Source organism: Paenibacillus sp. FSL W7-1279, from assembly GCF_037969845.1.
Lineage (GTDB): Bacteria > Bacillota > Bacilli > Paenibacillales > Paenibacillaceae > Paenibacillus_AQ.
Genome location: NZ_CP150215.1, coordinates 5858531 through 5872481 on the forward strand (window position 1 = coordinate 5858531; position 13951 = coordinate 5872481).

Here is a 13951-nt window from a genome sequence, read left to right on the forward strand (position 1 = left end):
TCTCATATTATGCATTCCAGCCTACACACATGGTGCGAATGACTCGTAAGTCAATAGAATAAAGGTGAACTACAACATGACATTAGGACTATTAATATTCGAAAATTATGGTATATTTGATTCAGTAGAAAACAAGTGAAAGCTGGTGAATGATAAAAGCTATGAACACAATTCCTGTCACCGACGATAACGGCTTTTTATTCAACGTTGATATTCTGGTCAAGAGTTCCTCCAACGCACTGGCTTTGCAATATTTGCTGGAAATGCTGAACGACAAGGCTGAAGTCGTCGATTTTCGGGTTAAGTCCGGAATGGAACTTGGAGAAATTATCAACACCTTGGTTCAAGCCAAGAAAGATTCCGTTATTAGCAAAGCCTCCGGGAAGATGGCTTCTGCCGCTTCTCAGATAGAGAAACCTGCGCCACCTGCGGCTTCCTCTCCGGAAAAAAAGATCGCTGCAAGCGTACCTCCTGTCCAAACTCCACTCACCGGAAGTGATCCCTTTGAATGGATAAAAGTATACAGTAAGGACAATCGCCTTGTTCGCCTGACAACCAACCGCCACGGTAAGCAGACAAGTCTTCCCTGCCGAATTCTCAACTATGATGAAAGCAATTTCCTGGTCAACGTCTATCATGTCGATGAGAAACAGGTGTATACCTTCAAACTCAATGAAATTGATGAGTTCAGCGTCAGCTGAGTATTAAGTCCACGGTATTCATCAAAAAAACGGCTTCGCCGCCCCATAAGAAGGGATCGGTGAAGCCGTTTTTTTAATATCAGGCATTTTTTCGGGACAGCGCCGAAGACATCAGCATCAGCCAGCCCACGATAAAGGATACACCGCCGATCGGCGTAATCGCACCGAGCCACTTCAAGCCCGATAAACTTAACACGTAGAGACTTCCGGAAAATATGACGGTTCCCGCAATGAATAAAGTCCCTGCCCAGAACAGCTTCCGGGATTCGCCCAGAACCTTCGCCACAATCCCCGTAATCAGCACCGCAAGTCCGTGAATCATATGATAATGGACTCCGGTCTCATAAATGGCAAGTTCGTCCGGCGTAATCTTATCCTCCAGCATATGGGCGCCGAATGCCCCGATAGCGACAGATAATGCCATCAGGATCGAACCCCATGCGATGAATCTACGGCTCATGCCTTTTCAACCCCTTTTGTCAGCGGACACCCGTGTCCTTATGTAATCAAATTAAGTTTAACGGATTCAAGGAAGCTTTTCCACCGGCATGTGAGACGCTTTGGACTTGATTTCAGGGCCATTTTGTGAAAGATTAATAAGGATGTCTTTTTATTGAAGACCACACGAACCCATTAGAGAATGAATTCTTATGTTAGGAGCGATTATGTACATGGATCAACAATCACCTGCCTCCCCATCCGAGGACCAAGGTTCACCTAAGCGACCCAAAACCACCTTTATTCCACCCGAGGATAGAAAAAACTCCCGCTTCGGCATCGCCTCATTCATCTTGTCGATCGTGACGCTGCTCGGGTATATTCTGCTCGGCGCGCTCGGCACCACGATGATTGAGCCATACATGACGGAGAACGGACCGCTCCTTGAGCCGACTCAGGAAACGCTGGAAGCGATGACCACGCTGGCGGCCGTGTTCATCATCGTGATGATCATCAATATCACCGGCTTGGTGCTTGGCGTTGTAGGCTGCTTATCCAAAACACGCAAGCGTGCTGTCGCCGTGATTGCCACCATCGTGAACGGCGTAGTCATCATCACCATCGGAGCTCTTTTCCTATTCGTGTTAAATGCTTAAGCATGGACACTTCAAGACACTTGCCTGATTCATCTTTAGGTTAAGTGTCTTTTTCATGACAAACCCGGATTGATACTCACATATCGCTCTTTCTCCCGAATATAATGAATTACTACAGCCAAAAAGACGGCAACCGTGTCAAGGCAATACTAGGGAGGTGACTGTCCATGCAAAATGAAGACGCCCTGTCGTTTGTTGTATCCCGTGAAGACTGGTCGCTGCACCGCAAGGGCTATCAGGATCAGGTACGTCATCAGCATAAAATCCGTGAAGTCATCAAACGCAACCTGCCCGACCTTATTACCGAGGAAAACATTATTCTGTCCGACGGAAAGCAGATCATTAAAGTTCCGATCCGCAGCCTTGACGAATACCGTTTCATCTATAACTATCAAAAGCAAAAGCATGTCGGCCAGGGCGACGGTGACAGTCAGGTTGGGGACGTTCTTGGACGCGACCCTTCGTCAGCCCAGCCCGGTAAGGGAGAATCGGCCGGCGATCAGGCAGGCCAGGACATCGTGGAAACCGAGGTCAGCCTGGAAGAACTGGAGAATATGCTGTTTGAGGAACTGGAGCTCCCGCTGCTGCAGCCCAAGGATAAAGAGCAGATCGAGACAGAGTCCATCGTCTTCAACGACATCCGCAAAAAAGGCATCATGTCCAACATCGACAAGAAACGCACCATCTTGGAGAATTTGCGCCGCAATGCAAGAGACGGCAAACCCGGCATCCACGGGATCAGTCCGGACGACTTGCGTTACAAGACCTGGGACGACACCGTCATCCCGGAATCCAATGCGGTCATTATCGCCATGATGGATACGTCCGGCTCCATGGGCTCCTTCGAGAAATACTGCGCGCGCAGCTTTTTCTTCTGGATGACCCGCTTCCTTCGCAAGCAGTACGAGAAGGTCGAAATCGTGTTTATCGCCCACCATACCGAGGCGAAAGAAGTGACCGAAGAAGAGTTCTTCACACGGGGTGAAAGCGGCGGAACCATATGTTCATCCGCTTATCAGAAGGCGCTTGATATCATTCATCACCGTTATCCCCCTTCCAAATACAACATTTATCCCTTCCACTTCTCCGACGGCGATAACCTCACGTCCGACAATGAACGCTGCGTCAAACTCATCGGCGAACTGCTGAAGGTCAGCAATATGTTCGGTTATGGCGAGGTCAATCAATACAATCGCAGCAGCACGCTGATGTCGGCTTATAAGAATATCAAGCTGGACCAATTCATGTATCATGTCATTAAAGACAAAGGGGAAGTGTACGAGGCACTCAAAACCTTTTTTCGTAAACGGCAGGGAGCGGCGATCTGACCGATATTCTATATTAAATAAAAAGGGAAATCATGGATGTCGAATCATCCTAATGTTGGAGGAGGCAGGGACCTCCTCTTTCTTATGGCCTATTGCGATACAGCTAACAATTGGTTACCGAATCATGGATAACGAGGTGTGTAGACTTATCCTTTCAAATGAAAAATCTGTTTTATTATTGACATCATAATGTAGCCGTAGCTTCACTTTTTTGTCACCTTCTGTTTTTCCTGGAATGATAGTATTAGCTATGACATCGTGTTGCAGGATATTACAGGATTCGATAAGCGTCTCCTTAATTCAAGATATCCTCCTATAAAGGAAAGGGAAGGTTTACCATGTTCCAAATGACACATTCACTATTCAGCACCCAGACGTTTGAGAATATGTCCTACATATTATCGCAGCGGCTGTTCCAGGGCGGCGTAAGCGCAGATCCTTCGAAAGGAGTGATCTCCCGTGCCGGCATCAGATAAGCCACATTCACGCTACATGCCCGGTCTTGATGGGCTGAGGGCCCTCGCCTTGATCGGAGTGATGGGATACCACTGGAATTTCGGTTTTGCAGGCGGTGGTTTTCTCGGAGTCAGTTTATTCTTCGTACTGTCCGGCTATCTCATTACGGATATTCTGGCATCGCAATGGCATCATCATCGCCGGATCGATCTGAAAGATTTCTGGATCCGAAGGTTCCGACGTCTCCTGCCGGCTATGCTGCTCATGCTGTTCATCCTGGTGGTGTGGGTTACGCTATTTGACCGATCTCGGCTGGCTACGCTTCGGAGTGAGGTGCTCGGTGCGGTTACATACATAAGCAACTGGCAGTTTATTTTTCAGCAGCAATCTTATTTCGAATCATTTGGCCCGCCGTCTCCACTGGGGCATTTCTGGTCGCTTGCCGTGGAAGAACAGTTCTACTTGCTGTGGCCCCTAATCATGTTAGCCGTACTCAAGCTATTCCCCCGCAGGGGACAGCTGTTCACTTTCATTGCTGCCGGAGCCGCGATTTCAGCTCTCGCCATGGCAGTGATCTATCAACCGGGAGATGATCCTAGCCGGGTCTACTACGGAACGGATACCCGGGCGTTTGGTTTACTCATCGGAGCAGGGCTTGCTATCGTATGGCCCAGCTGGAAGCTGTCAACCCATGTTTCAAGGGCTGCCCGGCGCAGACTCAACCTAACAGGCGCAGTGGCATTGCTCATCATACTGTTCATGATGTGGCGGGTGGACCGGTACGATTCGTTCCTGTATCAAGGGGGAATGTTCCTCTTCTCTCTGGCCGCCGCTGTCCTCGTTGCGGTGTTGGCGCATCCTGCAGCTTCGATCAGCCGCTTGTTAAGCTGGAAGCCCCTGTTGTGGATTGGCGTTCGATCCTATGGCATTTACTTATGGCATTACCCGGTGATGATCCTGACCTCACCTGCATCCGGCACAGGCAATCTGAGTCTGCCTCAGGTTGCACTGCAAATCGCGGCAAGCGTTCTGCTGGCCGCCCTATCCTGGAAGTATGTTGAAGAACCGATACGTCATGGCGGACTGAAGAAGGTATGGTTTAAAGCCCGCTCCATTCGCCGCCGTCCGGCTTCGATTTCATTAAGAGGCTGGGTCGTGTCGCTAAGCTCGCTCATTCTAATCGGTATTTTTTGCTCAGGGATGATGAGCAGCGTATCTTCTGCGAGAACGGTAGGCGATATCGCTGCCATGCTGAACCTTGATGACCCTGCCCCGGAAGAACCGGATCAGAATCAAGGCGGAGGGTCCGGAGCGATGGAGCCACCGCAAGGACAAACGCCGCTTCCTACAGGCACTGACGACGGGAACATCTCCCCTCCGCCTACCGACGCGAAGCAGCCTGGTGTTATTAAGAAGCCGGACCCTGCTAAAGAAACGGATGAAATGCCGCTTCCGAACGAAGCGACACATTCTGGCGATGAAGATACTGGCGGAAACGAAGAGCCGGACCCTCCTGCTGGAAATGACGCTGACAACGAAGACAAGAACACCGACACAGGGAGCGAAGACCCGGATAAGGCTGATTCCGAAAAAACAATCCCGGATCAACCGAATGAAGATAAAGCGGGTAAACCTGGTGAGGAGAAGGCCGATAAGCCGGATCAATCCAAGGACTCGGGAAGCGAAACGACAGGCGGAAAGAGCAATCAAACGCAGCCAACGAATAAGCCTCAAAATCCTCCGGTATCCCAGTCCACCGTCACGGCCATTGGTGATTCGGTCATGCTCGGGGTATCCCCTTATCTCGAGAAATCGCTGCCCGGCATTCACATCGATGCAGAGATAGGCCGCCAAATGCGTCAGGCCGATGACCTGATCCCTGCTATGAAGACCCAGAATCGGATAGATGGCGGCGTTATCATCATCGGGCTGGGGACCAACGGCGCTTTCTCGAAAAAGGATCTGGATTCTCTTCTGCGTCCTCTGGACTCAGCTAAGCAAATTCTGCTTATCAACACGCGGGTTCCGCGTGATTGGGAACAGAACGTGAACGGCATGCTGGCAAAAGCGGCTGCCGAGAACCCAAAAGTTACGCTGGTGGATTGGTATTCAGCCAGTAAGGATCATCCGGAATACTTCCGGTCTGACGGTGTCCATCTGGAGCCGGAAGGCGCCGAGGCTTACACCTCCATGCTGCTTCAAGCTATCAAGAAATAAAGCGTTTATCCTGATTCTTGCCATTATTCATTCTCATATCGTCGACCTGATCTCATCCTTCTATGAGACAGGTCGACTTTTTAGTTATATACGTAATCGGAAGCAGCAATATGATATAATTCGGTTACTTAATCTCATTATTTCTTAATAGAAGGCGGTGTCCTGGTATATGAACAATATCGTGTCAATGAAATGGCTGCTGGCGAGACTCTATGAACCGGATCTGGTCATCGTCGACTGCCGTTTTGCCCTCGGGAAGCCGGAAAGCGGCCGAGCCGCTTACGAGGAATCGCATATTCCGCGTGCCGTTTACCTCGACCTGGAGAAGGACCTCTCCTCCCCTATCACCCAACATGGCGGACGCCATCCTCTACCGGACTTGGATCAGCTTGCAAAGCGTCTCGGCCAGTCCGGCATTCAGAAGAGCAGCCGTGTCGTCATCTACGACGACCAAGGCGGAGCCATGGCCAGCCGTTTATGGTGGCTGCTGAAATACACCGGGCATGAACAGGCCTATGTGTTGGATGAAGGCTTTACGGCTTGGAAGAACGCTTCGTATCCGGTAACGGATGAACAGCCGATCGTCATTCCGGTACCCTATGACATCAACCTTAAGCCCGATAAACTGGTCCTCGTAGATGAGGTGCGCGCGGCTTCGCAGCATGGTAACAAAATTCTCATCGATTCACGCGAACCGCGTAGATATGCCGGAGCCGAGGAACCGTTGGACGCCAAAGCCGGACATATTCCGGGTGCGGTGAACTGCTTCTGGAAGGGCGTCCTGGACGACGCCGGACATTGGAAGGATGCAGGCGCGCTTCGCGAGCATTTTTCCGACATTCCGGAGGATGCCGAGATTATCGTATACTGCGGCTCCGGCGTCACCGCTTGCCCGAACGTCCTTGCCCTGGAGGAAGCCGGTTACGGCAATGTGAAGCTGTACGCGGGCAGTTGGAGCGATTGGGTCAGCTATGAGGAGAATCCGGTAGCTACAGGGGAAGAGGGTTAAGCGTTCGTTTTTATTTGTATACTTAGAAAAAGGAAACGCCCGCGATTTTTGCGGGCTTTTTTAGCGTGCGCTTAATACTGAAACGTTTACCGCAAGGAATCGATTTTCCGAAGGTCGGACGGTTTTGCCTCTGCTTCGTCTTCTTCGCCGTACAGCTTCTGCATATGCTGCACATGCCCAGCCCCCCAGTCGCTCATGGTCTGGAGCACGGGCTTCATGAGCTGTCCGTACTCTGTAATCGAGTATTCGACCTTTGGCGGAATTTGCGCATACACTTCGCGATGCACAATATCGTGATATTCCAGTTCTTTCAACTGCTGGGCCAGCATCTTTTTCGAAATATCCGGAATGGCTTTTTGTAATTCACTGAACCGCATTGTACCGTTGATCAGCAGGCGTAGAAGAATCAATGATTTCCATTTGCCCGTGAGGATTTCCAGCGCGGTTCCGAATTTGCAATACACCGTCATTCTTATTCCTCACTTTCTTGTCATGCCAAGGGTTAACTTTTGGTTACCTGGTTAGGTTTAAGTGCCTACTTCCTGATTGGACTTTCTCACTTTAGTATAGAGGCAGATATCGAAATCGAACAAGTGAGGGGAAAAGAAAAGATGAATGTGACGTTATGGATCGTACAAATCATATTGGCGGCAGGCTTCGTATATTCGGGATGGATGAAAACCGTTCGTATCGAGTCGTCAAAAAAGACATGGTCCTGGGTAAAGGATGTACCGAAAACTCTAGTTGTTCTGATCGGAATCGCAGAACTACTCGGAGCGCCGGGCCTTGTTTTGCCGTGGGCGTTGAACATAGCTCCGGTGCTTACGCCGATCGCCGCGATGGCTTTGGCTGCGGTCGCACTGCTCGGGATGATGTTTCATATTTGGCGAAAAGAGTACCGGGAGATCGGCGTGAATATCTTTTTTGTAGTTCTGGCGTTGATCGTGGCAATTGGAAGACTATAAAGTACCAACGTGAAGCTATATTCCGGAAGATGGAGCGATTGGATCTCGTTTGACGAGAACCCGGTGGCGAGCGGAGAGGAATACAAAGATTGAAATCGCAAAAAGCCCGCTACCATTGCGGGCTTTTCATTATTGTAAAAAGAAAACCATACGCTATGCGTATGGTTCAGGATAGCTTAAGCGTTGTATAAAAAAAATCCTCCGAAGTGTTAAGATAAATTCGGTTCGCCAACCAAATTTAAAACACGAGGAGGAGATCAGATGGCATCTGATGTGAACAGTTTAGCACATACAAAATGGAATTGTAAGTATCACATAGTGTTTGCACCAAAGTACAGAAGACAAGTGATCTATGGGAAATTGAAAAGAGATATAGGAAAAATACTAAGACAATTGTGTGAAAGAAAAGGTGTAGAAATTATAGAAGCAGAGGCATGTAAAGATCATATACACATGCTGGTAAGTATACCGCCGAAAATAAGTGTGTCATCATTTATAGGGTATCTAAAAGGGAAGAGTAGCTTAATGATATTTGATCGCCATGCAAATTTAAAATATAAGTATGGGAATCGAAAATTCTGGTGTAAAGGGTTTTATGTGGACACGGTAGGAAGGAACAAGAAAGTGATTGAAGAGTATATACGAAATCAGTTACAAGAAGACGTGGTTGCAGAGCAAATGACGCTGGAAGAGTATATAGATCCATTCACAGGAGAAGAAACAGGAAGCAAACGAAAGAAGAAGAACTAGAAGACCCCTTAAGGGGTAGCCGAAAAAGTAGTGCGGTTGGCGAACGATTCAATGCCCTTTAGGGCTGGCCAGTAACAAAGGCTTTCAGCCGCAGAGCAAACCACCCGTTCACACGGGTGGTTTTGATTTTGTTGATCGGAGTGCTGCAATTCGGCCTTTGCCGGTATCGATAAACCGGAAGTCTATCTGGCGCAGGCACTCCATTCTTGTTAAGCCATCGAATACTTCTGCCTTGATCCTTGTAGGAATCTCCTTCAGCATTAGAACCTCCAACCGATCCGCGGTCCACAGGTTGTCCATCACCTGCAGGGATTTCATGTAATCCAGTTCGAGCTGCCGAAGATTTTATATGAGAGAAATCGCACAGGCGCTTGACTTTCGGCAGCGACAAATGGAGGAAGACCAAATGATCCAATGCCGCCAGGGCGTCTTTATTCGTCAGGTTTCGGACGGAGGACAGCCTCAGCATGCTTATAGTCGGGTAAATTAGTGACCAATCGGTAAAGTATAGTAATTAAATGCTTGATCCAATAAGGCACTAGCCTCTTGGCGTTTCAAAAGTTCTTTTGAACGGAAATTCACGGAACCATCAGATTTAACCTTGGTATCCGGGTCCATGATCCCTTGAGATATAAGCGCTTTGATGGCTTCAACTGCCCAGGCATCCGTTGTGCCACTCAGTTTAACCTTCGTTCTAGGCTCTACCTGCTTCAGGTTTTGGATCATCACCGCCGCCATTTGTCTAGTGATCGGAGAATTAGGCTGATAATTAGGCAGTCCGGCTTTCATCTGCTTCTTATTGAGTTCAATCATGTAAGGCTGTTTATGCCACCCATGGGCGCGAAGCAGCACTTCTGAGAATTCGCCTTGAGTCATCGTTCCTTTTGGATCAAAGATATGGGAAGACTTCCCGTTCATGACTTTCAAGGCCTTGAGATTGTTAATATATGATTTATACTTACTATTCGCAGGTACATCAGAGAAAGGTGAATCCACGTTAACTTTTTCTGAAAATGCAACTAAGTCTGGTAGACCCGTAGAATACATATATGCAATATGGCCAGCTGCGTTTTTCTTAAACGTCACTTTAGTACCTGATTCATCTTCGAACAATAAAGGGTGGATCATTTTCAGCGTATGCTTGCCTGAAGCTGTTTCCGTAACTAATTTCCCGTTCGAATAAGAAACCATAGTCCTTGAGGCCTCCATACGCGTGTTTTTATATAATCCGACATACGCTTTGGCTTGCTGCTCACTGATTGCCGAATAGGTTGGCTTTGAAACTTCTGTTTTTCTTGGATAATAGTGATTCATAAACGCTTCATACACGTCAATGCTCACATAGGGGTTATCGTCATTGTTGGACATATAGAAGGCTACATTTTTCTCAGGCAGAATAACAATCAGGGATGAATGCCCTGTAACATTTCCTCCTTTTAGAATCACATGTTGACCATTCATCTTCTCATTGAAATAGCCTTCGAACCCGATTGTTGTAAGAGGAATCGTTTTATCAGCAAAAAACTGGTATGTGTGCATTTGCTCTATGCTTTTTTGGCTCACAATTTCTTTGCCACCATACTTTCCTTTGTTCAGATGCATTAAGAGATACTTCGCCATGTCATCTGCTGTTGAAATGATACCACCTTCAGGTTTTTCTGTAGGCATAGTTCCATCCATGGGGATCTTTTCACCCTTCGGTCCATAGTGAGCAGCCATTCTGCCTAATAGTTCGGGCGTAAACCGTACACTCGTTGAGGTCATGCCTAACGGGGTGAAAATGTTTTTCTCCATATACTTCGAATAGGGCATTCCCGAGACGTTCTCTACCGCATACCCCGCTAGCAAAAACCCAAGATTGTCATAAACGTATGCTTCTCCCGGAGGCCTCACTACCGCTGACATATGTGATTTGACAAAATCCTTTATTGGAAAGTTTTTGTTAACATATTCCGGTGAATAATACGAAGAGATATCGGGTGATTCAAATCCGGTTGCATAGGTAAGCAGATCATACATGGTCAGCTTTTTCCCCGTTTTATTCGGAATCTTCACTCCTCCTAAGTACTTTTGAATATCGCCTCGTAAATCGATGTTCCCCTTATCGACCAACTGCATAGCCGCCAAGGCCGTGAATGTCTTGGTAACAGAGCCGATCTGGAAAACGGTGTCTTTATCAACGGGAATCTTCTTTTCTTTGTCGGCATAACCGTAACCTTTGCTTAGTAACACTTTCCCATCGGCCACGACCGCAAAATTAGAACCGACTGTGTTATACTTCTTCATCACGTCCGCAAAAACGCGATCTGCAAATGCTTCTAGCTCCTTGGCATCGCGGGGGCCCTCCAAGCTAGAATTTACAGGTGCATTAGTCGTGGTCATTGTTGCGGCAGCTGCCCGGCTGCTAGTTGGGATAATTGCGGTCGTTGCCATAGCGGATAATAGCAGAACCGCGATGGTGCGAGTCTTTTTATTCATACATGGTCTCTCCTCAAAATGTATTTGCCTCATAACAACTGGCTGAACCGAGTATGGCAAATGGCTTGTCATATCAACAAGTGTCATTTCGTCACCCACAATGCCAAAACACTTCAAAATGTCATATGACAATTAGGCATTAGGATTTATGACCATAAAAGAATGCACTACTGCTGGGCATCTTTTATCGGTAGGCGTACCACCGCCGCTCTATTAATCCAGTGGAACAAGAAGAAGCTGCCCCTCCTGCTAGGAAGGGGACAGCTTCTTTTCAATCCTATATAAAACTTGAACAAGATACCGGACTACCTCAGCGTATATCCAGCAACTTCTTGCTCACGCAAACCATGACAACCGCAAGCCCAAGAAAATACAAGGGCATTGTGATTAACGAGCCATTGTGAAGAAGACTCATGCCGCTGGTAATCAGGCTGACGATAACGTAATAACCCAATCCGAAGATCGCTCCTGCCGTTCCGAGCACATCTCCATATTGGTTCAACGCCAGACTAAGGCAATTCGGAAGCGCCATTCCGATACCGAGCAGAAGAATAAAAATACACGCTACCATCAACACCATATGCATTAGGGTGGCGTTAATTCCGCTAACAGCAAGAACGGTAAGGGAAAGGGCCCCCAGCATCGTAATGATCGTGCCGATCACGATCATGCGCTCAGCCTGGAGCCTGGTCAGCAGTTTCTTCGACAGCATCGCACCCAGGATGGATGACATCGCAACAAAGATTCCGAAGAAACCGAACCCGCCGGGACTCATCTGAAAAAATTCAATAAAAATAAACGGGGCCTCCGCATAGTAACTGAACAATATGCCGTTGGTAGCTCCAACGAGAAAACCGAACCCCCATATTCTGCGGTCAGTGACCAGACGCTTGGCCACGGAGAGGGTGTTAATCTTTGATACAGACTTTACCCTGGTCTCAGGCAGAGAAGTCCAGGAATACGCCAAAATGGCGGCGCTCATCAAAACCAGCGTTAAGAACACTGCTCTGAAACCAAGAGATTGATCTACCCATCCGCCAATGAGCGGCCCAATAGCAGGCGTAAACGCAAGCGCAGCCGAAATCTGGGCAAACACCGCATGTCGCTTGGCTCCATCGATGCTCTCACGTAAGATGGTTTGGGTGACAACCGAGCCGGTGCTGGCACCAAAGGCCTGAATGAATCGGCTCACCAATAACCATTCGGCCGAACCGGACAGATAGCAGCCCAAGCTGCCTATTCCATAAACCAGGATGCCCCACAGCATAGCAGGGCGACGTCCGATGGAATCCGAAAGCCTTCCCCAGCAAAACACGCCGAAGGCAAAGCCCAGAAAGTAAATGCTGAGCGTCAGTTGGATTGCATTATTGCTTGCTCCCAATTGATGGGCAATGTCCGGTAATGATGGTGTATATATCGTTTCACTAATTTGCGGGAAACCCACAAGGATAATTAATAACCATATGGATGGATTTGAGATTTTTCTTTGCACAGCTAACGTCCCCCTCATCATTTCAAAAAAAATCTCTAGTTGGCTGGCAAAGAAATTACGGGATCGGGGGTTTGCATTTGGTTAGTCTAGTAAATGAAAGCATGAAAATTCACCTTTTTTTCTGAATAAGGGGGGGGATATCTATCGATTATTATAGCAGAATCACTGTCAAAATACGTTTCCCTATTCTTGCTTGTACGAAGCCTTATCTGAAACATTCAACTTATGTGACGGGTTTTGTCACCCGTTCCGGGCCTAAACCGGCGTAAGCCCTCCACTTGCATTCATGTGCTACGCTTGAATCAAGAATCGCTTATTCTCCTGAAAGGAAGTGTTTACGCTATGATACTGAACCATCTTAACCTCACCGTCACCGATGTAACCGCAGCAAAGGAATTTTTGCAAACCTATTTTGGACTCAAAATTGGAGGCGAGCGTGGCCAGTCGTTTGCAGCACTGTTTGACGATCAGGGGATGGTGCTGACCTTAATGCGGGGTACCGAGGTTAACTATCCCAAGACGTTTCATATCGGCTTTATACAGGAAAGCGAAGCAAAGGTAAATGAGATCCATCAGCGTCTAAGCGATGACGGCTTTGATGTCACAGCGCCTCAAAGAGCGCACGGATGGACCTTCTACGTTAAAGCTCCGGGCGGTTTTACTGTCGAAGTACTGGCCTAAAGGTTACATGTACGTGAACGACTGCTGAGCGCAAAATAGAAGAGCCCGCACATTACGCGCGGGCCCTTCTCCCTGTTCAAGATATGCTAACCCTGCCAATAAGGATAATCCTTCGTATCCACATTCCCCCAATTGGTTTCTGGGCTCCCTGCTTGCATTCCTATCCTTCTCAATACAGCTCCCATTTCTCCGTGCATAACGCCGACAAAGAATCCGCAACCCGTTCGCACTCCTCATACCCCAAGCTGCCGGAATGAGCGAACAGAATCGGATATTCACCGTTTATCGAATCTTCCCTCATATCGAACATATAATGATTTCCGCTTCCATCCATAGCAAACGACACCGCATTCGGCATATACTCCGGCAGCTCGTAAGCCAGATTCATCTCCCTCAGGTCATCCGTGCTAAAGAACTGAAAAAGACGTTCTCCCTGTTGAAACTCTCCACCGTTGGAGTACTTCAACAAGTCCAAATAGCTAGCGGGAAAACTTCGCTGAGGCAGCTTCCAACCTGCAGGATCGAGCGGCGTATATTGGTCGTAAAAGGGAGACCTTTTGTGAAAAGGATTCACTTGTCTTCCCTTGATGTCCTCCATTTCTGCCGCAGACAGCTCCGCATTCCACTCCTTAACAAAACGGGCCATTTGTTCTTCGGTTGCGCCGGAACGTTTGTCATACTGGTGCTCAAAATCGATATTCCACATCCTTGGCCTTCCTCCATCCTGGTACTTCCTGCCTTGTAACTTCTTCAAACATTATAGAGGAAATACCGAAAAAA

At 48.0% G+C, this 13951-nt stretch carries 14 protein-coding genes; 9 read left to right on the forward strand and 5 right to left on the reverse strand.

Annotated elements, in window-relative coordinates; genetic code table 11:
- The first annotated feature begins 149 nt into the window (after window positions 1–149).
- Window positions 150–701, forward strand: coding sequence for a hypothetical protein (locus tag MKY82_RS26425; protein WP_194544224.1), 552 nt, complete (start codon window positions 150–152; stop codon window positions 699–701).
- 79 nt (window positions 702–780) lie between these two features.
- Here the strand turns inward: MKY82_RS26425 and MKY82_RS26430 are convergent, their stop codons facing one another.
- Entirely contained in the window at window positions 781–1161 is a 381-nt protein-coding gene (locus tag MKY82_RS26430) for a DUF423 domain-containing protein (protein ID WP_071218021.1), read from the reverse strand.
- Between the two features lie 211 nt (window positions 1162–1372).
- Here MKY82_RS26430 and MKY82_RS26435 point away from each other — a divergent pair, with 211 nt between their 5' ends.
- The 5 genes from MKY82_RS26435 to MKY82_RS26455 all read left to right on the forward strand — a co-directional run bounded on the left by MKY82_RS26435 (window position 1373) and on the right by MKY82_RS26455 (window position 6805).
- On the forward strand, window positions 1373–1795 hold the full coding sequence (locus MKY82_RS26435; RefSeq protein WP_233355059.1) for a hypothetical protein: 423 nt from the start codon (window positions 1373–1375) through the stop codon (window positions 1793–1795).
- A 167-nt stretch (window positions 1796–1962) separates the two neighbouring features.
- Window positions 1963–3123 (forward strand): sporulation protein YhbH, encoded by a 1161-nt coding sequence (gene yhbH, locus MKY82_RS26440; RefSeq protein ID WP_113057531.1) that lies wholly within the window; start codon window positions 1963–1965, stop codon window positions 3121–3123.
- A gap of 338 nt (window positions 3124–3461) precedes the next feature.
- On the forward strand, window positions 3462–3599 hold the full coding sequence (locus MKY82_RS26445) for a hypothetical protein (protein ID WP_201259340.1): 138 nt from the start codon (window positions 3462–3464) through the stop codon (window positions 3597–3599).
- Window positions 3583–5796, forward strand: a complete 2214-nt coding sequence (locus MKY82_RS26450; RefSeq protein WP_339294720.1) for an acyltransferase family protein — start codon at window positions 3583–3585, stop codon at window positions 5794–5796. Before MKY82_RS26445 ends, MKY82_RS26450 begins: the two co-directional genes overlap by 17 nt.
- A 169-nt stretch (window positions 5797–5965) precedes the next feature.
- On the forward strand, window positions 5966–6805 hold the full coding sequence (locus MKY82_RS26455; RefSeq protein WP_339294721.1) for a sulfurtransferase: 840 nt from the start codon (window positions 5966–5968) through the stop codon (window positions 6803–6805).
- An 86-nt stretch (window positions 6806–6891) separates the two neighbouring features.
- On the opposite strand, the gene MKY82_RS26460 is transcribed toward MKY82_RS26455, so the two are convergent.
- On the reverse strand, window positions 6892–7275 hold the full coding sequence (locus tag MKY82_RS26460) for a winged helix-turn-helix transcriptional regulator (protein WP_194544229.1): 384 nt from the start codon (window positions 7273–7275) through the stop codon (window positions 6892–6894).
- Between the two features lie 141 nt (window positions 7276–7416).
- On the opposite strand from MKY82_RS26460, the gene MKY82_RS26465 reads away from it, so the two are divergent.
- Both MKY82_RS26465 and tnpA read left to right on the forward strand, forming a co-directional pair.
- Window positions 7417–7770 (forward strand): DoxX family protein, encoded by a 354-nt coding sequence (locus MKY82_RS26465; RefSeq protein ID WP_194544230.1) that lies wholly within the window; start codon window positions 7417–7419, stop codon window positions 7768–7770.
- Between the two features lie 261 nt (window positions 7771–8031).
- Window positions 8032–8520 carry an IS200/IS605 family transposase gene (tnpA, locus tag MKY82_RS26470; RefSeq protein WP_071223663.1) on the forward strand — a complete coding sequence of 163 codons (489 nt, stop codon included), beginning with the start codon at window positions 8032–8034 and terminating at the stop codon, window positions 8518–8520.
- 486 nt (window positions 8521–9006) lie between these two features.
- On the opposite strand, the gene MKY82_RS26475 is transcribed toward tnpA, so the two are convergent.
- Both MKY82_RS26475 and MKY82_RS26480 read right to left on the reverse strand, forming a co-directional pair.
- Complete coding sequence (locus MKY82_RS26475) at window positions 9007–10998, reverse strand: serine hydrolase (RefSeq protein WP_339294722.1); 1992 nt, start codon at window positions 10996–10998, stop codon at window positions 9007–9009.
- A gap of 310 nt (window positions 10999–11308) precedes the next feature.
- A complete protein-coding gene (locus MKY82_RS26480) occupies window positions 11309–12490 on the reverse strand; it encodes a multidrug effflux MFS transporter (RefSeq protein WP_339294723.1) in 1182 nt (393 codons plus the stop codon).
- Window positions 12491–12832: 342 nt separating this feature from the next.
- Here MKY82_RS26480 and MKY82_RS26485 point away from each other — a divergent pair, with 342 nt between their 5' ends.
- The gene (locus MKY82_RS26485; protein ID WP_071217945.1) at window positions 12833–13171 is read left to right on the forward strand and encodes a VOC family protein; all 339 of its coding nucleotides are present in this window, start codon (window positions 12833–12835) and stop codon (window positions 13169–13171) included.
- A 169-nt stretch (window positions 13172–13340) separates the two neighbouring features.
- Here the strand turns inward: MKY82_RS26485 and MKY82_RS26490 are convergent, their stop codons facing one another.
- Window positions 13341–13877 (reverse strand): SMI1/KNR4 family protein, encoded by a 537-nt coding sequence (locus MKY82_RS26490; RefSeq protein WP_339294724.1) that lies wholly within the window; start codon window positions 13875–13877, stop codon window positions 13341–13343.
- Window positions 13878–13951 lie beyond the last annotated feature (74 nt).

Coding starts and splice junctions, on each gene's coding strand:
- MKY82_RS26430 (WP_071218021.1), bottom strand. CDS start 1,161: ATGAGCCGTAGATTCATCGCATGGGGTTCGATCCTGATGGCATTATCT.
- MKY82_RS26475 (WP_339294722.1), bottom strand. CDS start 10,998: ATGAATAAAAAGACTCGCACCATCGCGGTTCTGCTATTATCCGCTATG.
- tnpA (WP_071223663.1), top strand. CDS start 8,032: ATGGCATCTGATGTGAACAGTTTAGCACATACAAAATGGAATTGTAAG.
- MKY82_RS26490 (WP_339294724.1), bottom strand. CDS start 13,877: ATGTGGAATATCGATTTTGAGCACCAGTATGACAAACGTTCCGGCGCA.
- MKY82_RS26445 (WP_201259340.1), top strand. CDS start 3,462: ATGTTCCAAATGACACATTCACTATTCAGCACCCAGACGTTTGAGAAT.
- yhbH (WP_113057531.1), top strand. CDS start 1,963: ATGCAAAATGAAGACGCCCTGTCGTTTGTTGTATCCCGTGAAGACTGG.
- MKY82_RS26455 (WP_339294721.1), top strand. CDS start 5,966: ATGAACAATATCGTGTCAATGAAATGGCTGCTGGCGAGACTCTATGAA.
- MKY82_RS26465 (WP_194544230.1), top strand. CDS start 7,417: ATGAATGTGACGTTATGGATCGTACAAATCATATTGGCGGCAGGCTTC.
- MKY82_RS26435 (WP_233355059.1), top strand. CDS start 1,373: ATGGATCAACAATCACCTGCCTCCCCATCCGAGGACCAAGGTTCACCT.
- MKY82_RS26425 (WP_194544224.1), top strand. CDS start 150: ATGATAAAAGCTATGAACACAATTCCTGTCACCGACGATAACGGCTTT.
- MKY82_RS26460 (WP_194544229.1), bottom strand. CDS start 7,275: ATGACGGTGTATTGCAAATTCGGAACCGCGCTGGAAATCCTCACGGGC.
- MKY82_RS26485 (WP_071217945.1), top strand. CDS start 12,833: ATGATACTGAACCATCTTAACCTCACCGTCACCGATGTAACCGCAGCA.